At 43.0% G+C, this 20,679-nt stretch carries 21 protein-coding genes; 15 read left to right on the top strand and 6 right to left on the bottom strand.

The features are described 5' to 3' along the window. The first annotated feature begins 1 nt into the window (after position 1). From FET73_RS05185 to FET73_RS05155, 7 genes are all read left to right on the top strand, one after another. Complete coding sequence (locus FET73_RS05185) at positions 2 to 598, top strand: hypothetical protein (protein ID WP_154222839.1); 597 nt, start codon at positions 2 to 4, stop codon at positions 596 to 598. 4 nt (positions 599 to 602) lie between these two features. After that, complete coding sequence (locus FET73_RS05180) at positions 603 to 1,094, top strand: GNAT family N-acetyltransferase (RefSeq protein ID WP_154222838.1); 492 nt, start codon at positions 603 to 605, stop codon at positions 1,092 to 1,094. Between the two features lies 1 nt (position 1,095). Further along, the gene (locus FET73_RS05175) at positions 1,096 to 1,482 is read left to right on the top strand and encodes a VOC family protein (protein ID WP_154222837.1); all 387 of its coding nucleotides are present in this window, start codon (positions 1,096 to 1,098) and stop codon (positions 1,480 to 1,482) included. A 29-nt stretch (positions 1,483 to 1,511) separates the two neighbouring features. Next, entirely contained in the window at positions 1,512 to 1,967 is a 456-nt protein-coding gene (locus tag FET73_RS05170) for a DMP19 family protein (protein ID WP_154222836.1), read from the top strand. A gap of 6 nt (positions 1,968 to 1,973) precedes the next feature. Further along, positions 1,974 to 2,588 (top strand): acyl carrier protein phosphodiesterase, encoded by a 615-nt coding sequence (locus FET73_RS05165; protein WP_154222835.1) that lies wholly within the window; start codon positions 1,974 to 1,976, stop codon positions 2,586 to 2,588. Further along, complete coding sequence (locus tag FET73_RS05160; RefSeq protein ID WP_154222834.1) at positions 2,585 to 2,926, top strand: 2OG-Fe(II) oxygenase; 342 nt, start codon at positions 2,585 to 2,587, stop codon at positions 2,924 to 2,926. The genes FET73_RS05165 and FET73_RS05160 overlap by 4 nt, the downstream gene beginning before the upstream one ends. Positions 2,927 to 3,124: 198 nt before the next feature. Next, a complete protein-coding gene (locus tag FET73_RS05155) occupies positions 3,125 to 3,658 on the top strand; it encodes a hypothetical protein (RefSeq protein ID WP_154222833.1) in 534 nt (177 codons plus the stop codon). A 55-nt stretch (positions 3,659 to 3,713) separates the two neighbouring features. Here the strand turns inward: FET73_RS05155 and FET73_RS05150 are convergent, their stop codons facing one another. The 4 genes from FET73_RS05150 to FET73_RS05135 all read right to left on the bottom strand — a co-directional run bounded on the left by FET73_RS05150 (position 3,714) and on the right by FET73_RS05135 (position 8,825). Beyond that, positions 3,714 to 5,504, bottom strand: a complete 1,791-nt coding sequence (locus FET73_RS05150; protein ID WP_154222832.1) for a tetratricopeptide repeat protein — start codon at positions 5,502 to 5,504, stop codon at positions 3,714 to 3,716. A 151-nt stretch (positions 5,505 to 5,655) separates the two neighbouring features. Continuing rightward, the gene (locus FET73_RS05145) at positions 5,656 to 6,132 is read right to left on the bottom strand and encodes a hypothetical protein (protein WP_154222831.1); all 477 of its coding nucleotides are present in this window, start codon (positions 6,130 to 6,132) and stop codon (positions 5,656 to 5,658) included. Positions 6,133 to 6,480: 348 nt separating this feature from the next. Then, positions 6,481 to 7,665, bottom strand: coding sequence for a heme biosynthesis protein HemY (locus tag FET73_RS05140; RefSeq protein ID WP_154222830.1), 1,185 nt, complete (start codon positions 7,663 to 7,665; stop codon positions 6,481 to 6,483). Further along, positions 7,665 to 8,825 (bottom strand): hypothetical protein, encoded by a 1,161-nt coding sequence (locus FET73_RS05135; RefSeq protein ID WP_154222829.1) that lies wholly within the window; start codon positions 8,823 to 8,825, stop codon positions 7,665 to 7,667. Before FET73_RS05135 ends, FET73_RS05140 begins: the two co-directional genes overlap by 1 nt. Before the next feature lie 214 nt (positions 8,826 to 9,039). Between FET73_RS05135 and nadA the strand changes: the two genes are divergently transcribed. Genes nadA through FET73_RS05115 form a run of 4 tightly spaced genes read left to right on the top strand, consistent with a single transcriptional unit; the run spans position 9,040 to position 12,768 of the window. Continuing rightward, positions 9,040 to 10,080 carry a quinolinate synthase NadA gene (gene nadA / locus FET73_RS05130; protein ID WP_218944263.1) on the top strand — a complete coding sequence of 347 codons (1,041 nt, stop codon included), beginning with the start codon at positions 9,040 to 9,042 and terminating at the stop codon, positions 10,078 to 10,080. 5 nt (positions 10,081 to 10,085) lie between these two features. Continuing rightward, positions 10,086 to 11,684, top strand: a complete 1,599-nt coding sequence (gene nadB / locus FET73_RS05125; protein ID WP_179952114.1) for an L-aspartate oxidase — start codon at positions 10,086 to 10,088, stop codon at positions 11,682 to 11,684. After that, positions 11,681 to 12,280, top strand: coding sequence for a pentapeptide repeat-containing protein (locus FET73_RS05120; RefSeq protein ID WP_179952113.1), 600 nt, complete (start codon positions 11,681 to 11,683; stop codon positions 12,278 to 12,280). The genes nadB and FET73_RS05120 overlap by 4 nt, the downstream gene beginning before the upstream one ends. 26 nt (positions 12,281 to 12,306) lie before the next feature. Next, entirely contained in the window at positions 12,307 to 12,768 is a 462-nt protein-coding gene (locus FET73_RS05115) for a hypothetical protein (protein WP_154222827.1), read from the top strand. A gap of 12 nt (positions 12,769 to 12,780) precedes the next feature. On the opposite strand, the gene FET73_RS05110 is transcribed toward FET73_RS05115, so the two are convergent. Continuing rightward, positions 12,781 to 14,220, bottom strand: coding sequence for a gamma-glutamyltransferase (locus FET73_RS05110; RefSeq protein ID WP_179952112.1), 1,440 nt, complete (start codon positions 14,218 to 14,220; stop codon positions 12,781 to 12,783). A 71-nt stretch (positions 14,221 to 14,291) separates the two neighbouring features. Between FET73_RS05110 and hemL the strand changes: the two genes are divergently transcribed. From hemL to FET73_RS05095, 3 genes are read left to right on the top strand one after another with little or no spacing between them, the layout of a single operon-like run. Then, positions 14,292 to 15,569 (top strand): glutamate-1-semialdehyde 2,1-aminomutase, encoded by a 1,278-nt coding sequence (gene hemL, locus FET73_RS05105; protein WP_154222825.1) that lies wholly within the window; start codon positions 14,292 to 14,294, stop codon positions 15,567 to 15,569. Between the two features lie 15 nt (positions 15,570 to 15,584). Then, positions 15,585 to 17,474: a DedA family protein gene (locus FET73_RS05100; protein ID WP_154222824.1), complete on the top strand. Its 1,890-nt coding sequence runs from the start codon at positions 15,585 to 15,587 to the stop codon at positions 17,472 to 17,474. A 14-nt stretch (positions 17,475 to 17,488) separates the two neighbouring features. Further along, positions 17,489 to 18,955, top strand: coding sequence for a multiheme c-type cytochrome (locus FET73_RS05095; RefSeq protein WP_218944262.1), 1,467 nt, complete (start codon positions 17,489 to 17,491; stop codon positions 18,953 to 18,955). An 8-nt stretch (positions 18,956 to 18,963) separates the two neighbouring features. On the opposite strand, the gene FET73_RS05090 is transcribed toward FET73_RS05095, so the two are convergent. Continuing rightward, complete coding sequence (locus FET73_RS05090; RefSeq protein ID WP_154222822.1) at positions 18,964 to 19,716, bottom strand: hypothetical protein; 753 nt, start codon at positions 19,714 to 19,716, stop codon at positions 18,964 to 18,966. 97 nt (positions 19,717 to 19,813) lie between these two features. Between FET73_RS05090 and FET73_RS05085 the strand changes: the two genes are divergently transcribed. After that, complete coding sequence (locus tag FET73_RS05085; RefSeq protein ID WP_154222821.1) at positions 19,814 to 20,668, top strand: substrate-binding domain-containing protein; 855 nt, start codon at positions 19,814 to 19,816, stop codon at positions 20,666 to 20,668. The last annotated feature ends 11 nt before the right edge of the window (positions 20,669 to 20,679 follow it).

The following is a 20,679-nucleotide window of genomic DNA, read 5'->3' as shown; positions in this document are numbered from 1 at the left end:
TATGAAAAACATAATTCTTACAGTCATTTTGATGCTGTCAGCTTGTGGTATGAACCCTAAGCTTAAAAAATACCCAACATTAAACCAAAAGCATGTCGCATACAGTGTTGCTCTAATAAAGGTTAATAAAAAGTGGTTTTTGGAAGAATTTGAAAAGTGCACCAATGGAGAGGCAATTTGTATGGACCCACCTCCATTGGCTTTGAAGGCAGAAGTAATAGAACAAATTACTGGAGCACAATTGCCTCAGTTTTTCACTATAGCAACGACGGATCATTATGCGGGAGATGTTTATTACTGGTATGGAAAAGACCAGCTCTGGCTTGTGAAAATTAAGACTGATGGTACAGGGTTTGTTATGCCCAGATATGCAAGACATGCTGTACATGTAGATTTAAATGACTTGAAAGTGATTGAGATGGATGACAATCAAATATCATGGTTACCTTGTTTTAACTTTGAATTTAAAAATAAAAAGTTCGATTTTTTGGATGAAGATAGCAATGAAAAGTATGAAATTGATGCAATTGATTATTATGATTTAAAGCAATTGTTACAAAGTCATGCTGAAAATTTAGATAAAGAATGCAGTGAATAAAATCATGAAAAATATTAGAAACGCCCAAAAATCTGACTTCAATGCCATTGTTCAATTAAACCAATCAGAAGTGGATAAAACCAGTCCAATGGATGGGTTGCGGTTAGAGGCATTGGACGCTTTGGCTTGTTATCACAAGGTGGTTGAGGTGGATGGTGTGGTGGCGGGTTTTTTGTTTGCTATGGATGAATCGGCGGATTATGAGAATGATAATTTTGCTTTTTTTCAGTCACGTTATGAGCGTTTTGTATACATTGACCGGATTGTGATTTCAAAGGATTTTGCTGGGATGCGCTTGGGTTCGGCTTTGTATGAAGATTTGTTTGAATGTGCACGATTGCAACAAGTTCCAGTATTGACTTGTGAGTTTTATATTAAACCGCTGAATGTGGGCTCTCTCAAATTCCATCAAGGTTTTGGTTTCAAAGAAGTGGGTACGCAAACAGCTGCAGACGGCATCAAACTGGTTTCGCTACAAGCTGCGGAAGCGAGCTGACATGACACTTAAAATAGATCACATGACCATTTTGGTAAGCTCATTAAAAGAGAGCATGCCTTACTATGTCAAGCTACTTGAATTGGTTGGCTTTACGCAAGTCAAAGAGTGGGTTTGGACAGACAAAGCCGGTTTCTTTTTTCAGTTCAACCAAGCGAAATCTGGTACCAGTGCTTATCAACGCTATGGTGCGGGGATGAATCATTTGGGTTTTGTTGCACCGACGCCTGAGTTTGTTGTTAAGGTGCAAACAGAAATGAAAGCAGCTGGTTTTGATGTGCCTGAGATTCAAGATTTTGGCGGTGTGAAAGCCTTGTTTATGAAAGACCCAGATGGCATTCGTTTTGAGGTCACGTATTATCCACCGGGTGTGGCTGTAGTTGATTAAGTGTTAACTATTCAAAAGGAACAGTACTTATGAGTGATGACTATTGGGATGTAATAGCACCCATTTGGGATGATGTGAATATTTATGATGGTGAGGAGATGTTTCTCAAGTCGTTTGATGTCTTAACGAATAAACAGCAAATTTTATTGGCAGGCCATTGGGCAAACTCTGAAATCATGAATGGTGGTTTGGGACAGTTTTTTGATAATTCTACTGGTGTGTTGGCACCTGAGGCTGTTTTTGCGTTTCAAACACTGGGCATGCCCAAAACTTCAAATATTCTAAAACAAGCCATGTTGTTTTTTGGCGATGATTACCCACGTGATCGGACAAAAAGACTCGAAGTCTTTGAAGCTTATTATAAAAGCCATGGTGAAAATGCTGTCCCCATGGAAACAGAAGAAGATGCCATGGCCGTGGCCATTGAAGAAGAGCGCGGCGGTTTTGATTCAGCAGCGGATGCTTATTCAGTGAGCGAAGTGTAAGCCCTTATGAACTGGCTGGCTCATGTCTTGTTGTCGAAAAGGGATGTTGAGTATCAGCTGGGGAATTTGTTGGCCGATCCAATGAAAGGTCGGGTTTGGGATGGTGCGCCACAAAGCATCGAGCAGGGCATGCTGATGCACAAGGCGATTGATGCATTCACAGATTCACATGCGGTGGTTGCGAAGAGTAAATCGCGTTTTGAGTTTAAAGGTTACTTAAAAGGTGTGGTTGTGGATTTGTTGTATGACCATTTTTTGGCGGTGCATTGGCAGTCCTTTAGTGAAACCCCATTGGATAACATGTTGGCGATTTTTCATCAAGAGTCTGATTTATTGATTGCTGATTTTCCACCCAAAGCCCACCGCGTCATCAGCCGGGTGATAGAAACCAATATGTTGGGCAGTTATGCTGAATTCAGTGGTTTTGTCGCGGCTTTATTGCGCGTTGAATTGCGCCTTTCAGATCGGATTAAAGCCAAGGATTCTATGAATCATTATGTGCCAACCATAGAGTCAACTTATGAGCAGTTTGAATCTGACTTTTTGCAATTTTTTCCTCAATTGATTGAACATTTCAAAAACCATCCTTTGGGCAGTCAAAGCAATAATTATTTGATATGAAGTGGCTGCGGTGGCAAAAAGGCAGGCAAAAAACAGGTTATGACAAAATGTTTTTGGCCGGTTTGTCTTGGCCGATTGCTTTTGATTGTTACCTGTTGCGTTTCAATCAAGGTTCGGTTATTCCGCCACACACTGATAAAAATGAAAAGGGCAAACATGTGCGTTTGAATGTGGTTTTGAAACAGGCCAAGCAAGGCGGTGAATTCGTTTGTGATGAAACGATTTATGAAACCAAGCGGATCAAATTGTTTCGCCCAGATTTACACCTGCACCAAGTGACCGAAGTTAAACAAGGCGCTCGGTGGGTACTGAGCATAGGTTGGATCAAACGAAGCTGAGGTGGCTGGGTAAACTTTTGATCTCAAAGGGCTTGTTTTTTTTGTTTTTCTTAAGGGTTAAGTAGTTGGGTTTGTTTGTGTATCCTGTTGATGATAAAAGATATTATGTAAATAATTCCAGTTTTTACCATTGTTTATCCACACTTTCTATCGGCTCGAAGCTAAAATAATTGCTTCAATTAATTTAGGGTGAAAATAATGAGAAAAATGAGTTTGTTAGCGACTTTGTTGTTATGTGGTACATCCTGGTCACATGAGTTTTTAACTGAAATGTTGGTGTTCAGTGATGATTATGCGGTCAACCCGTATCATGTTGCTGTGTCATATGAATTAAGTGAGGAAGATTTGCTAACGGCATTGCATGTTAAAAAATCAAAATACGAATTGGGTAAGTTGGTCAAGCGATCTGGCAGCTCAAATCCAAGAGAGTTTAAAAAAGTGGGTGCCACCGATTGTGATTTTGAATCTGAAGGCATGAATAAAACCTGTGGGGTGTTTGATCACTTCAGTGCATCAAGAAGCGTAGCCATAGATATGTGTAATGCGTATGCTTTATCACACGCAGCCGAATATCCGCATGGCTTGGTACCTCAATTTACTGCGCCAAACACGTTCACGGATGGCAGCACGGCTTCAATAAACCATCACACAGCCTATAAATATGAACATGGTTTGAAGTTTAATTGTGTTGAGCTGTTATTGAAAAAAGCGCCTTATTCAGTCAGAAAATAAAACTGCTTGCCTTTGTTTGGCCCGTGTTTGATTGATGCGGATTGGGCAAAGGCGATTAAGAATTGCTGAGTGATACATTTCTTACCGTGTCCATGATGCGTTCTAGGTGGTTGTTGAGTTCACCTCTGTCCTGGCTGTTTAATTGGTCATGACTGAGGATAAAGTGACAGGTTTTGACGACATTTCGCCACCTCGGGTTTTGAGGTATTTTGTCTATAGACAGGTATTTATCCAGAGACCGTGTTCTGAGCGTGCCATTGTCTACAGACACCGTCCAAATTTTTGATTGTTCCGCCAAATCAATTTGCGTGGTTTGGGTGTTCTTTTCCCAAATATTAACGGCATCAATCATGGCGGTGACCAACTGTTCTTTCAATTGGATTTTAAACCGGCTGGGGTCATTTTCAGATTGTTCTGATTCAGTTTGATTTTGTGTTGCCTCTAACAATATCAGTTGCTGTTTGTGGTAGTGAATGGCTTTGATCAGGTCTTCTTTTTCTTTTTTTCTTTTGATGTGGTAAATAATTAATATGGCAATGACCAATACCAAAAATATCACAGCCCATAAAACCAGATTGGTGAGTTGTTGTAGCTGATGCTGCTGCTCGATGTTGGTTAACTCTTGGTTCAACAGTTTTTGTTCTATTTGTTGTTTTTCAATTTCATGCTGAACAGATCTGAGGTCAGAATCGTATTTCTTTTTAAGGAATGCCTCACGATAAGCTTGGTATTGTTGCATGGCATCCAAAGCCTTTGTAGGATCAGAAGACTGGTAAATATGGCCTAACAATTCATAGGCGTCAGTGATGAGCAGATCATTTTCTAATGATTTAGCCAGAGATAACCCTGTCAAGGCATTGGTTTCAGCCAGCTGTGTTTGTCCTTGATTCAAGTTAAGTTCGCTGCTCAAAAAATAAAACTGTGCCTTGAGTTCATTGTTGCCTTGGTTTGCTAGTAAGCCGTTGGCTTCATTCAAAAATAATTGGCTCAGTTTGAAGTGATTTTTTTTACTGTGCCACATGGCCAAATTGAGTAAAGCTCGGGTCTGTTCTTGAGGAGAAATTTTTAGCTTCAGTGAAGTCATAATGGCTTCAGCGTATTCACCTGCTTTTTGTGGATTGTTGTTAGCAGAATAGGCCCTGTTCAAGTCTTCATAAATATGAGCGATGTCATAAAAGACCCTTTCGTCAAAATGGTCTTGTTCAGAGTAATTCAAGTAATGTGAGATGGCATTTTCATAATATGCCACCGCTTCAGGAAACAGCTCTAATTTAAAATGAATTAACCCTAAATTATTCAGCGTTTTTCCAATTTGATAATTGTTACCGTGTTTTTTCTTAAGTTCCAAACTTTTTTGATAATGAAGTAAGGCAGCCTTGAAGTTGGCTAACTTAAATTCAACCAAGCCCATGTCATTATGACTTTTACTCAACCACAATGGCTGGTCTTCTTTTTCAGCAACAGTGAGTGCTTGGTACAAATTATTTTTTGCGGCTTCGTATTGGGCTGAAAAATAATATTTTTGGCCGACTTTTCTGTGCCATTCATACTGTATTTTGATGTCCTCAATAAAGCGAGGGTGCGACTTGATTTTAGCTAAGTAATAGGATTCGTCATCTTTGTTACCTAACTCGTGATGTATGGTTGCCAATTGTAAGTAGATACGTGCGGTTGTTTTTTCATTTTTATCAGCTTGGTCTAAAGCACGGTTACAGACCTGTAATGCTTTTGGGTAATTTCCAGTTTGAATACTGGTTTCACATGAGCCATGGGTGACTGTGGCGTTATTTGTTGTCGTTTCGGCGGCAAATGACAGCAATATGATGTAAAAAACAAACAACTTCATACAGACAGAAATAATAAAAGCTGTTTATTTTAACGTGAAATGGGGTAATTAACAGTGATGCATTATGCGGTTAAGCGATAGAAAGCTATCCTTTGTATAGAAAAAGACAATCCATAGCTGGTATGGATTGTCTTTTAATGAAGATTGATAATTAACGGTCTCTGACCACTTCTTCATACTCTTCTTTTCCCTCTGTGCCAGGCAGTGGTGCAATGTGTTTGAAGTCTTTAATAGCGACTAAAGGAGGGATGGCATAACACTTCTTACAATTGAACGAAACACCCATACTCAAGTCATAATCATTGACGGTGTTAGTCAAAATATATGGGGCAGTTTGTATGGTGGTGACAGAGCCGGCACCAGGAACGCTGGGTCCCCAAATGGGGCCGCCACCACCGGCATAGCTTTGGCAATAATTGTTGGTGGCATGGAATACTTGGTAGCGGTCTTCATCAGTGACAGACGGTGGTGCTGTGATGCCGCCAGCCATGGCGACTGTGGTGGTACCAGACCAGTTGACGCTGGCTACTTGAACGATGGTGCCGTTATGACACCAAGGTACAGCTGATGCTTGGGCAGCGATTAAGACTGATAATCCGATGACTTTTTTCAAATGATTGACTTTCATAATATGACCTCTAATTTTTGACCTGTTTCGGTCGTTGATTGATAAACAATGGCATTTGCCACTTGGGTACAAGCATATAAGCGTCAATAAGTTAGGCAAAGAAATCAGGTGGACAGGTTTGGGTTTTTGGTGGTAAAAACTGGAATACAATTGATTTATGTTGTTGATATTGAGAGGAATAGTTGCGACTTTTTGTTAGACAGGTTATTGCTTGAATGGGTGTGTGGATTTATATCAACTCAAACGAGATAAAGTTTTGTTCAATAAGCACTTAGCATATAAAACAAAAAAATGCCGAACTGAACACTTCACTGTTTGGCATTTTCGTTTTTGTTGTGATTTATGACTTCAGTGGTTTTGGTCAATCACTGTGATGGCTTGGCTGCTTTTTGCGGCCAGGCGATAGTGTGTGAGTGCTTTTTCAGGTTGTTGTTGTTCTTGATAAACTTGACCTAACAGCTGGTTGGTTTCTTTAACGCTTTCTGGGCTGTGCGAAATGGCCATGTTTTTGAGTAACAGCGATTCGGCTTGATCCCATTGTTTTTTTGCCATTTGTAATTTGGCATTACACATCAGCACATGTGGGTTGCTGGGGTGTTGTGACAACCATTTTTCAGCCACTTTGAGTCTGTGGTTGAGGTTGTGTGGTAATTCGGACCAAAAATCGACCAATAAATTGTTGAATTGGGTTTTTTGTGATTTTTCAATCTGTTCAGTGACCTGCTGAAAAGCGCTTACTCGAATGCCATGCTGACAAAATTGGTTCAAATAGTGTGCCTGCTCTTTTTTGTTTAAGCCTTGCCATAAAGCCATCAGGTGCTCAACACTGTCCAAAGTTTGGAAGCGGGCTTCAGTGGCTTGCAAATTAAGTAATTGGGCCTGTTCAGGGTTGATGATTTTTAATTTTTCAGCCTTGGGTAAAATGTTTCTTAACTGTTGCCACTGACCTGAATCTTGTGAGGCTTGGGTTAATAAATGAACCGCCTTTGGGTTGTTTGGGTAGGTTTTTAAGATCAAATCTAACAGCGGCATGGCTTTGTCGGCCTGGCCGGTTTTTAACCAAATTTCACAGCGCGTTAAATCCACCGTTAAAGGATTGTCGATGAGGGCTTCAGCTTGGTCTAAATATTGCTCTGCGGCTTCAATGTTGTGTTGTGATACGGCCGCTCTGGCTGCTGCCATGTAAGACAATTCGGGTGTTGGGCTTTGTTTGACCGATTGGATCAATAGCTTTTCAGCCTGAGCCCATTTGCCTTCGCTCAAGGCCAACAACCCACGAGCAAATTTCTTGCGACCGACGTTGGCTTTGATGTTCTTAACGGCAGTTTTTGGTGCTTTGAACAAGGCATAAGCGACCCAAATGATTAAGAACAAAGCAGCTACCAAAAGTGCTGCTGCAATCGCCGTCATTTGGACCTGATAACCCAATAGTTCCACTTGAATTAAGCCGGGATTGCGTAATAAAGCAGGCGTAACCCACGCGACTGCCAAAATAGCAGCCAGCAGTAAAATAAATTTTATGGTTTTCATCATCAGCGCAATCCTTTCAATTCATTGATGACATCATGAATACCAGACGGCGTCGGTAACAGTGCAATGATTCGTTTGGTAGCCAAGTCGTTCAATTGTTTTACCAACGCTGTTTGTTTTGGCATCTGTTCCCTCAGTGCGATGGCGGCAGCCTTAAGTTGTTGGTTCCAAGCTGACTCTTGTTGTAATGTCAGTGCCCATTCTGCTTGTAGTAGGTGTTGAGTGAGTTGGGCTTTGAGCAGGTGCAGTTCATGGCTGTCTGCTAGGGTGCCATCGGTTTCAATCTTTTTGACACTGATGAAGCGGTGATACCAACTGTCTTCTGAGGTGTCGGCTTTTTGCGTTGATAATGTGAGCGCTTTTACCTGCTGTTTTAATGATTGGAGTTCTGAGAACAGTATGCTGTTATCAGGTTGTTGAACTTGTTGCCATTGGGTCAACAAGTGTTTGATTTGTTGTTGTGTGCTGGTTTTCAGTCGAGCAGTTGCTTGCAGCTGTTGCAGGGTGCTGATGGCCTGAGGTAGGCGGTTGGTTCGAAGCAATAAATCCGCGGCATACAAAGCATCAATGGCGCGTTGTGTATCATAGGCATCAGTCGCAGTGGGGAGTACTTCTTTGGCAATGCGGTTTGTCTCTTGAGCTGCTGCGATACTTTGTTTCAGCGAGGACAAAGCGGTAGCATGATCGCTGATCTGTTGGTTTAATTGTTGTTCTAGTTGTAATAATGCGGCTTCATTTTTGCTGTTATCAAAAGCATTGGATTCATTGGCTTGAACCGGTTGTTGTTTGATTTGATTGAGCTGGTCTTTTAACCCGGTCAATTCATTGTCATAACGGGTGGTCAGTGATTGAAGTTGGTCGCTGAGCTTTTTGTTGGCTTCGCCCAATTGTTGAATTTGGTTATCGAAAACTGCGGTATCTAAAGTTTCCTGATTGCTGAGAAATTCGATGTAGAGTAGATATGCAGGCGCAGCGAGTGCAAGTAAAGATAAAAACAGGGCCAGTTTATTACTCGATTTTTTGATGATGATTTTGGGTTCGCTTAATGAAGGTGAGTCAATGGCTTCACTTTCGTTATCCATGTCGGTTTCTTGTGCTTGACCTGCCTCGATGATAACTTCGCTATCTGTCTCGCCGGTGTTGTTATTTTTATCTTGATCCATGGTGCTTTTGTCAGTTCTTTGGTGACATTTTATCACCATCAAAATTTTTTGTTTGAATTTTAATGAATTGCCTGTTGCTTGATTGAATCCAAGGGTGTTTCTAAAAAGCATTGGCATTTTTATAGGAGCTGTGTCACCATGCACTCCCATAGCTTGCCAGTCTGTGGAATCAAACCTTTTTAATCAAGACGTTGTAAAAAAACAATGGGGTCACATGACAATGAACACTGATCAATTATTCGAAAAATTATCACACAAACTATCCGACCAATACTCAGAAGCTGAGCTGATACTCAAAGCCGAAATGGCCGCAGAGATCATTGCCCTTAAAGAAGAAAAAAATGCAGTGATTTTAGGCCACAATTACATGGAACCTGCTTTGTTCCATACGGTCCCAGATTTCACTGGCGATTCTTTGGAGTTATCTCGCAAAGCTGCACAAACTGACAAAGATGTTATTGTTTTTTGTGGGGTAGAATTCATGGCAGAGACGGCCAAAATTTTAAGTCCTGAAAAAACGGTTTTGGTGCCATCAAATAAAGCCGGTTGTTCATTGGCTTCGTCAATAACGGCTGAAGATGTGCGAAAAATCAAGGCACAGTTCCCTGGTGTTCCTGTGGTCACATATATCAATACCTATGCCGATGTGAAAGCAGAGACGGACATATGTTGTACATCGGGCAACGCCAAAGCGGTGGTGGAATCTTTACCCGGTGATGCGGTGATTTTTTTACCTGATGAATATTTGGCGGGTAACATTGCAAGAGAGACGGGCAAACATATTATCCTGCCAACCAAGGGCACGACATACCCGAAAGTTGAAGGTGTGGATGTGCAGATGATTGGCTGGAATGGCCGTTGCGAAGTCCATGACCAATTCACCGTCGAAGACATCGAAAATGTGCGTGCCTCACACCCTGATGTCAAGGTCTTGTCACACCCAGAATGCAAGCCTGCAGTGGTCGAAGCCTCTGATTTTTCTGGCAGCACCACTGAAATGATTCGTTATATTCAGGACAATGAGTTGCCTAAGTATTTGTTGTTGACTGAATGTGCCATGGGCGACAACATCCATGCCGAAAACCCCAACCGTGAAATGTTACGCATGTGCAGTGTTCGTTGCCCGCACATGAATCAAATTCAATTGAAAGACACCTACGACGCGCTGAAGTACAACCAATATGAAATCACCATTCCAGAAGACATTCGCCAAAGGGCATTTCAGTCTGTTGATAGGATGTTGAAAATAGGTTAATCAGGATGGATAAAGCACCAGCTTTTGAAGAATTGTGTGTCGATGATGTACTGGTCATTGGTAGTGGCATTGCGGGTTTAACCGCAGCTTTGACCTTGGCCGATCAAGGCCAATCAGTTACTGTTATCACGCGTGCGAAAGCCATTAATGATTGTAACACCAGGTGGGCACAAGGTGGCATCATTTATACCACTGAAAAAGACAGCCCTGAGTTGTTGCTGAAGGACATATTGGCAGCGGGTGCTGGGTTTTGCCAGCCCGAAATTGCGCGCCTGTTGGCCGAAAAGGGACCAGGCCATTTGCATCAATTGTTGCTGGAGCGATTGGCTGTTCCTTTTGATCGAAATGAAAAAGGTGATTTGGCGGTGTGCCAAGAAGCGGCCCATTCTACTGAACGCATCATCCATGCCAAAGATGCCACAGGTTTGGCGATTCAAAAAGCTTTGAGTGCAGCGGTGATGGGAGAGCCATTGATTGATGTGCTAACGGCTCACACGGCGATTGATTTGATCACGCCTGACCACCACAGTGTCAACCCCTTAAGTATGTACCAACCTAAAAGTTGTGTTGGGGCTTATGTTTTGGATCAAAAGCACAAAAAAGTGAAGCGTATTTTGGCTAAAAACACCTTGTTAGCGAGTGGCGGCTTGGGTCAAATTTATATGCACACAAGTAACCCCAAAGGCTCACGAGGTGATGGCATAGCGATGGCAAATCGTGCCGGAGCGCGCATCATTAACACAGAGTTTGTTCAGTTCCATCCGACCACCTTTTATAAAAAAGGCGCGCCTAATTTTTTGATTTCAGAAGCGGTGCGCGGTGCAGGTGCAAAGTTGGTTGATGCTCAAGGCCGCCCATTCATGCAAAAATACGCACCCAAGTGGTTTGATTTGGCTCCCAGGGATGTGGTGTCACGTGCTATCTTTAATGAAATGTTACGCACCGATTCGCCGTGCATGTACTTGGATTTGAAGTCGCATTTATCGGCTGATGAAATCACAGGTCGGTTCCCTAATATTCATCAGTTTTGTTTGGAACATGGTGTGGATACCACCCGCCAACTGGTGCCTGTGACACCTGCGGCGCATTATGCTTGTGGCGGTGTGTGGGTGAATGAAAAAGGGCAAACGGACATCAAGCAATTGTATGCCATAGGAGAGGTGGCTTGTACTGGATTACATGGTGCCAATAGATTGGCCAGTACCTCATTGTTAGAGGGGCTGGTTTGGGGTGTTGAATCGGCCAATGATGTGGTGAAACATGCTTCAGGTGTCGCTGCTGTTATGGAATCAGACATTCCGGTGTGGGAGGCCAAGACTGATCATTTTGCTGACGAAGTTTTGATACAGCATGACATGCAAAGGATAGGTGCCATCATGTGGAATTATGTCGGCGTCTCACGTTCACCTGAACGCTTGATTCGGGCGTTGAGGGAGCTGAGAAATTTAGAAACAGAAATTGAACAATTTTATCGCAATAACAAAGTGTCTGATGCATTGATTGGTCTGAGGAATATGGTCAGAACCAGTGTTATCATCACTTTGGCTGCGTGGTCTAATAAACGCAGTGTGGGTTGTCATTTCAGAGAGGATGCGGTGCAGTGAATTTAGATAAAACAAAAAAACACCACTCAGAACAGGTGTTTGAATCAAACTCATGTCCAAATGTCGCTTTGACAGGTGTTCAGTTCGATGGTTGTCGGTTTGTGGCCTGTGAATTCTCTGGTGTACAGTTTCGTGAGTGTGAATTTATCGATTGTGAGTTTATTGATTGCCAATTAGCGGGGGTCAAATTCGGTATGTCACGTTTTCAGGAAGTTGTGTTTTATGATTGTGATGTGAGTGGTGTTGATTGGACTTTAGCTGATTGGTCGGGTTTTATTTTGAATGCGCCCTTCAGTTTCAAAAACTGTAATTTAAGTCAAGGCTCCTTCTTTGGTTTGGAGTTGAAGTCGCTCAAAATGATTGACTGTCAGCTCAGGGGTGTTGATTTTAGGGAGGCTCAATTGGAAGCGGCTGATTTTGAAAACAGTGATTTGGTTCATGCGCTTTTTGCCCACAGTGATCTGCGTTTGGTGAATTTTATTGGGACACGTGGTGTGCAATTGGACGTCAATAACAACCAACTGAAGGACGCACGATTTGAGCGGGTTGAAGCTGTGAACCTGTTGGCCTCTTTAGGTATAGATTTGGTGGATTGAGTGGTTTCTATAGGGTGTAAAGAACTATGAGTATTCAAAATTTTGTATTTTTAAGAGACAAGCAACTGTTATCAGGGGCGAATTTAGAAAGTGCCTTGAATCAGCATGAATTGGCTTTGAGTCTGCCTGATTCTTTTGATCTGACCAGTGAAACTTTGCTTCGGGTGGATGCTGAATTTGAAACTTTGCCCTGTGTGTTTGACTATGCACTGGCAGATTACCAGCACAAAGATTGGTCGTGGTCAGATGAAGATGAGGCTCGGTTTGATGGTTGTGAGGCAGTTGCCATGTTCAACTGTTTTTCAAATGCGCAAGAAATCATGGCTTTGATGATCACTTCGTGTGTTTTGGCAAAGCAGGCACGGGGTTTGTTATACGCGCCGGTGTTTCATGATGGGTTGCTAGCAAGCCACGAAGCATTGGATTTATTGTTTAAACATTTCGATGACATCAAATCTCAATTCAACGGTGTCAGTAAGCTGCGTTGAAATGATTGAGGGTTAAGATATTCCGGTGATGCCGCAGCCATGGCGTCTGAAGTCGGCGTAACCCAAGGTTTGTGGCCCTGATAGTGCGGCATTGACCCCGCCGAAATACAAGCTGGGTTGTTCAAACTGTATGTGGTTTGGGCAGTGTTGTTTCAGTTGTTTTGTGTCTGCTGCATTGAAACCATGTTCTATATCCAAGTGGCCTTTTTCATAATGGCAGCGCGGTGCGTTGATGGCATTTTTTAAAGTATCTCCGTGACAGATTCTGTCAATAACTTGAAAAAGCGTGGTTTTGATGCGGTTAGAGCCACCAGAGCCTAAGGCCATGCGAAACTGGTTATTGATGATGAGACTGGGTGCCATCATTGACCTTAAAGGGTCGCCTTGTTTCCATTTGAAAAAACCGTTTGGATTCAAATCTTCTTCACCCAGAAAATTATTCAACATGAAACCATGCTCTGGCAAAACAATGCCGTTACCTTCGCCATTAGATAAAGTCATGCTGGCCAGGTTGCCTTTTGTGTCAGTCACTGAAATGTGACTGGTGCCGCGTGTGACTTCTGCTGTTTGGCGTTGTTGCGCCGCTTTTTGCATTGATTTTAGGCGAATTAAATTGTGGCTTATGGTTTGATTATCAGCCTCTTTACTGGCCAGCAGTTGTTGGATGATGACTTCGCCACCACTGCTGGGCGTTGGTGTGGTGTAAATGTCAGTGTTTCTGAATTTTAGGTGTAAGGCATCGCTTACAGAGGCTTGGGCATTTTCAAAATCAGCAGCTGTTAACAGGCTGTTTTGGGTGATGAATTGTGCAATTTCACCTTGGTAAAACCAGTCATGACTGTTTTTTGTTAGGCTGTCAAGAAAATCGGCCAACTGTTCATTTTTCCAAACACCGCCGGCTTTCATGCGGCCAAAAAAGTGATGTGCCGTTTCGTTGTTACTGGTGATGGGCTGTAATATTTGTGCCACAAAAGCCTGTTGGGTATTGACTTTAACACCTCGGCGAGCGGCTTTTATGGCGGGTTGTGCGAGGGTGCTGAGCGGTAAACAGGCCAGTTGTTCATGGATCTTGTAGATACCCGCTACAACCGTCGGGACCGCCGCTGCATCTGCGCCTATGTGAAATTCTTGATGGCGGTCGCCAAAGTCGCCATGAATGGGATAAAAGTCTAATGACTTTGGGTCGAGATCTATGGGGTTAACTGAGGGTGTTTGTGGGAAGAAGTTATAGGCTTTGGGCTGTTGTCCCTTTTTACCTGCTAACATGAACCCGCCACCACCAGGTGATGACAACAAAGGTTCAGCAACAAAAGACATCATCATGGCGGCCAGTACAGCATCATAGGCATTGCCGCCTTGATTTAATATTTCTGCAGCGGCGTGGCTGGTTTCATAATGTCCTGAGGCGATGGCGTAAGCTGGCATGATGCGAGTCAATTTTCTGCAAGACATCATTGTAATTCATGCCATATGGATTGCAAAAGATTTATAATGCTGCCATTGAAAACAAACATGGTCATTTCATGAGCAAAAATCACGATTTATTTGAAAAAGCCCAACAAGTCATCCCTGGTGGCGTTAATTCACCCGTTCGCGCATTCAAAGGCGTGGGTGGTGAGCCTTTGTTTATCTCACACGCCAAAGGCGCCGAGATGTTTGATGTGGAAGGCAACAGTTATGTTGACTACATTGGTTCTTGGGGGCCAATGATTGCAGGTCATGGTAATGAGGCCGTTTTAAAAGCGGTACATGCTGCGGTGGACAATGGTTTGAGTTTCGGCGCACCTGCACCAGCTGAAGTGACATTGGCAGAAAAAATCTGCCAAATGATTCCATCCATTGACAAAGTCCGAATGGTGAATTCAGGAACTGAAGCCACCATGAGTGCGATTCGTTTGGCACGTGGGTTTACAGGTCGCAACAAAATCATCAAATTTGAAGGTTGTTACCATGGTCATGCCGACTCATTTTTGGTTAAAGCCGGTAGTGGCGTTTTAACATTGGGCATCCCTGGTTCACCTGGCGTGCCAGATGCAGTTGCTGATTTGACCCTTACCGTTCCCTTCAATGACTTGGACCAGTTGTCTGAATTGATGAAAGCCTGTGGTGACGATGTGGCTGCGATTATTGTTGAGCCTATTGCTGGAAATATGAACATGATAGAACCTTTGCCGGGTTATTTACAAGGCATGAGAGATTTGTGTGACGAATATGGTTCGGTGTTGATTTTTGATGAAGTTATGACGGGTTTTCGTGTGGCATTAGGTGGCGCACAAGCGGTTTATGACATCACGCCGGATTTGACGACATTTGGTAAAGTCATTGGTGGTGGCTTGCCTGTGGGTGCCTTTGGTGGTCGTGAAGAAATCATGAACTACATTGCGCCAGTTGGACCTGTCTATCAAGCAGGGACTTTATCGGGTAATCCTTTAGCCATGGCTGCGGGATATGCAATGATGAAAGAAATTTCAGTTGATGGTTTTTATCAAGATTTAGCAGGCAAAAGTGAACGTTTGATCCAAGGTTTACAACAAGCAGCCGATGATGCGGGAGTGACATTCTCAACGCGATTCATTGGCGGCATGTTTGGTTTGTTTTTCTCTGAACAGCCAGCCAACAGTTTCGATGAATTGACTTCTGAAGGGGAAGCTTTGTACAAAAAATTCTTCCATGAAATGTTAAATCGTGGAGTTTATTTGGCGCCTTCGGCTTATGAGGCAGGATTCATCAGTTCAAAACATGATGATGCTTTGATTGACTTGACCATCAAAGCGGCACAGGAATCGTTCAAAGCATTGTAATGGAATAAATAAGCGATGGAATCAGGCTGGATTAAAGACATTTTCGATTGGGTGCAATTACACCCCAACTGGACAGGCATACTGATATTTTTGTTTGCCTTTGGTGAATCGATTTTGTTGGTCGGTATTATTTTGCCTGGTGCAGCCTTTTTATTGGCTTTGGGCACCATGATTGGTTTGGGTGCTGTAGAATTTTATCCTGCTTGGTTTTGGGCGTCTTTGGGTGCTTTTTTTGGAGATGGCATCAGTTTCTGGATTGGGCATAAATACAAAAGGCGTTTGTTGAAAATTTGGCCGATGTATAAATTCCCTGATTTGATTGATAAAGGCGAGCGTTTTTTTAAAAAATATGGCGGCGTCAGTGTGTTTATCGGGCGTTTTGTAGGGCCTGTTCGCCCTGTGATTCCAGCCATTGGCGGCATGATGGGGATGAACGTTCGCCTCTATGTGGCCATCAGTTTGGTGGCTTCGATTTTATGGGCCCCATTTTACCTGCTGCCTGGGATGTTGTTTGGCTCTGCGATGGATCAAATGGCAGCCATAGCTGGTAAGTTGGCAGTCTTGGTATTGGCTTTGGTGGCCTTGATTTGGGTGGTTTATTGGCTCATCAGCATGGTTTATATGTTGTTGGTCCCACGTGCTTACCGCTTACTGAGTCAATTATTAGCCTGGACACAAAGGCATCCCAAATTGGGTAAGTTGACTTCAGGTTTGGTTGATCCAAGAGAATCTGAAAAAGGTTCTTTGGCGATGTTGGCTTTTCTGTTGCTGTTGTTTTTGGGCTTGGCAATCTGGTTAATGGCTGATCACCAAGGCGTGGTCGCATGGAACCAAAGCAGTGATGTGTTTTTCTATCATTTCCATAACCCATGGACTGAACTGCCGATGAAATGGTTGATGTACTTGGGCCATGATTTGACCTTGATTGTGACCACCCTTTTGGTGGCAGCATGGTTGTTGTTCAGGCGGTTGACTATTGTGCTTTGGCATTGGTTGTTTTTGTCCTTAAGCAGCTATATTTTTGCCGTGTTGGTGGTTCGTTTTGCCGCGGGACAGTGGTTGTGGTTTGGTAGTGCGCATGTGTTTTGGTTTGCTGCTTTGGCTACCTTTTGGGCTGTGGTGGTTTCGGGTGCATACCCGATTAAATGGCGAAGCTGGCCTTATGTTTTGGCGGGTGTTTTGGTCTCATTGCACAGTTTTGCTGCCTTGTTTTTCTTTAAACTCAGTTTGGGTGTGGTGCTGATTTCCATATTCACTGGTGGTGTTTGGGCAATGCTGGTGGGTTTGGCATTCAGGACCCGCAACAGAAAACAATTTTTGGGCTGGCCTGTTAAAGCCATATTCATCATTTCGGTGCTTTTGGTGAGTTTACTTTCTTGGTTGTTGTTTCCGCAAAATATTGAGACCAATAAACCGGATTGGTTGGCACAAAAGGTTGGAGAAAATTCGGCCGTTCAACAAACTGACAGTGGGTATTCATTAAATATTGAAGTAGAAGCTGATGCTGACGTGTTGCTTTCACAGCTTGAGGCGCAAGGTTGGTCGTCTGAAGCCGTGAGAACCTGGGGTAATTTGTATCAAGCCTTGTTGGTGGATGAGTCTGACGAAGACAAGCCTGTGATGAGCAGCTTATATATGGGTGAAGTAGAACAGTTGATGATGAGTAAACGACAGGGTGATAATCTGTTGGTCTTGCGTTTATGGCAGCACAGCAGCAATGATGCTTTTTGGCAGGGTTATTTGTCATCCGATAAAGAGCAAACGACACTTTATTGGTTTCATTATTGGGGCATTGAAGGCATGGCTGATAACCATGCTGTGTTAACCAAAAATTTGGCAGGATCCCGTTTTGTGATTGAAAATGAGCCAAACCAACAGCTTCGCATCATACAAAAAAGAAAGTGAAAAAACTGGCTCTGATGCTCTTGATCATACCTGTAGCAATAGCTGTTATTTACCTATTACGAGATCCTGCGCCAGAAGTGTTTCATGCCGATTATGTCGGTAGTCAAGTGTGTGGGGATTGTCATTTCATTAATTTTGCTGCATGGAAACAGTCACCTCATCACCACATCGTCAGTGAATCAGGGCCTGATGCATTTGTTGCTAATTTCAGTGAAGGTGCTTTCTTTATCCCTGAAAAGCATCGAAAAACCCAGTTTGACCATTTGCCTGCGGCTAAAATGTATAACCGCAATGGTGAATACTTTATGGCGTTGCGTGACATAGGTGCTGATACATTTACTGAGATGAAGATTGATAAAGTGATTGGTTTTCAATACAGACAGACTTTCCTGACCAAAGAAAATGGTGGCGTGTTGCGTCGTTTGCCGATTCAATGGTCGGTGCCACGCAATGAGTTTTTCGCTTACTGGAATGAACAGGAACAAAGCATTCACTCGGTGCATGACATGTGGGAGCAAATGAAGCCACTCAATTCGGCATGGAACCTCTATTGTGCCCGTTGTCACACCACGAATTTGGAAGAACATGATAAAGACCGTGCGCATACCCAGGCAGATGTTGAATGGACAGAACTGGGTGTCGGTTGTGAAGTGTGTCATGGACCAGGAAGTGATCATGTTGAATACATGGATGACAAGCCGATGAACCGATTGGCTTCATGGTTAGATCAACGGATCTTTGACAAGCAAGCACCATTTATCATGAATGCGACAAAGCAAGATCAGGGGGTGGCATTGAGCGTTTGTGCGCGTTGCCATGGTGCTGACATCTTGCGCACACGCATGGACTTGTATAGAAATTACCGCCCAGGATATGATGAACATGGGCAGTTAAATGATTTATCCCCCTATTTCGCAGAAGCGGAGCTGGTTCCGGGCAGAACCATTCCGACGATTGAAGTTTGGCCTGATGGGCGCCCCAAAGGCTTGGGCACTTTGTTCCGTTCTTTTGCTGACTCTAAGCATTATCAAGCAACCGACATGCGTTGCTATGATTGTCATAACCCGCATGACAATAAAAAACCAACGGCTAAAGGCCTGCTGCAACCCAGTGTGCAAAGCAATCAATTTTGCAGCGACTGCCATATGGACATTGTGAAAAATTCAGGTGCACACAGCAAGCACAAATCTGGCACTGAAGGCTCTTATTGTTACGATTGTCACATGCCGAAAAACATGTTGAACCAAGTTTCAGGTGTGCCACATTTTGTCCGTGCGCATAACATTGGCACCATTCCAAACCCGCTATTGTCACAACGCATGGGCTTGGAAAACTCGCCCAATGCCTGTAATGAATGTCATGCTGATGAAAGTCCTGAGTGGGCGGTTAAGCATTTGCGAGAATGGGGAATGGATAAACATTTGGTTGACCTAGGGTTACACCTACAGCGCAATGCCAATTCAGACAATGTAGAACACTGACTCAAGGTTTACCTTGAAAAGGTGATGTGGATGCTTTTATTGAATTGTTCTTGGTAATGTTCATAGGGTAAAACTTCAACTTGTTGAACCATTTCGCTTATTTCCTCTGCAAAGGTTTGATTATGGAAGCAATTTTCTTGCATATTATGGGTAAAAATACCGCCACCGGGCATTTGGTTTATGTGTACCAAACACGATCCTTTGTTGTCAGTTTTTGACCAGGCATTTTTAAAAGTTTTGACAATGCTGTGCATGTAATTGGTCAAAGCTGTGTCTTCATTTTGCATGATTTCAAACGTATCTAAGTTGGTGTGTGCGGCATAGAATAAGGTCCGATAAACTTGATCGGCAAATAATTGCACGCTGAATTTGAGCCGATCAGGCATCAACACTGAAGAAACCTGTAGCCCCTTTTGGGTTAGAGTATCTTGAACAGACAACCGCAAAATCAAACTGTTTTTCTCTTCAAATAACTGTCCAGTTAAAATAAAACGCACGCCAAGAAAATTCCATTGATTGAGGTTTTCTACATTTTGAGGAGGTTTTAAACGAGATGACATTGAGAACAGTCCAGCACCAGATATCGCTACTTTGATGGCTTCTTCTACTTCATAGCTGGGGTTCACGCCATCACCTTTATAAGTGATGGGTAAAACATAAAACTGGGTTTTTTCTTGAACGCCACCTTTGATTAACAATTTGATGGGGGCGTTGGCATGTGCTGTATTTAAAAAGCATAAAAGTAGCAGTAAGTATTTCATGAAATGAGTTTAACATGCTTTGCAATTTGTGGCTTAACGCACATGAGAGGATGCTGTTTTGTTGATATAATGAGTCTTTTAAAAGTAAAAACCAATCATGATCAGATTAAGAATAGGCGGTGTACCTGAACATTATAATTTGCCTTGGCACATGGCGCTGAAGAGCGGTGAATTAGAAGCCAAGGGCATCAAAGCAGAGTGGACTGATTTTTATGAAGGCACAGGTGGTATGATTCAGGCCATCAAAAATGAAGAACTCGACATGGCTATATTGTTGACTGAGGGTGCTATTTCAGGCATTTCACGCAGTGCCAACTATAAAATCGTCTCTTTTTATACTGACTCACCTATCATCTGGGGCATTCATGTGCCGGCCGAATCTGATATCCATGACGTCAATGAAATATACCACCACAGGTATGCCATCAGTCGCTATGGTTCGGGCTCACATTTGATGCCGTATGTTCATGCCCGCCAGCAAGATTGGCCTGTCCATAAACTTCAGTTCCGAGTGATTAATAATTTAGACGGTGCACGTTTGGCATTCAAAGAAGAAAAAGCCGATGTGTTCTTTTGGGAAAAGTTTACCACCAAGCCTTATGTGGACAGTGGAGAATTCCGACGCATTGGTGAATGTCCAACACCCTGGTCCTGTTTTGTCGTCGTTGCCAGCCAACAAACCTTGGCATTGCATGCAGATAAAGTCAAAGCCTTGCTTGAAACCGCATTTGGGCAAGCACAAAAATTAACCGCTGATCCTGATAAAGTTGAAAAAATTGCACAATTGTATGATTTAAAGTCAGAAGATGTGGCCGAATGGTTGTCCTATACCAAATGGAGCGCGTCAATCGACTTGAAAGAAGGCGTACTTAATGACACCACAGAGACATTAAAGGATTTGGGCTTGGTGCATCAAAAATTCACTCCCAAAAACTTATATCACAAACTGTAATTTACAAGCTG

The organism is Marinicella rhabdoformis, from assembly GCF_009671245.1.
In the GTDB taxonomy this organism is placed as follows: Bacteria; Pseudomonadota; Gammaproteobacteria; order Xanthomonadales; family Marinicellaceae; genus Marinicella; species Marinicella rhabdoformis.
Note: the sequence above shows the minus strand (reverse complement) of the source record. Positions and strands in the feature narration are given on the sequence as shown.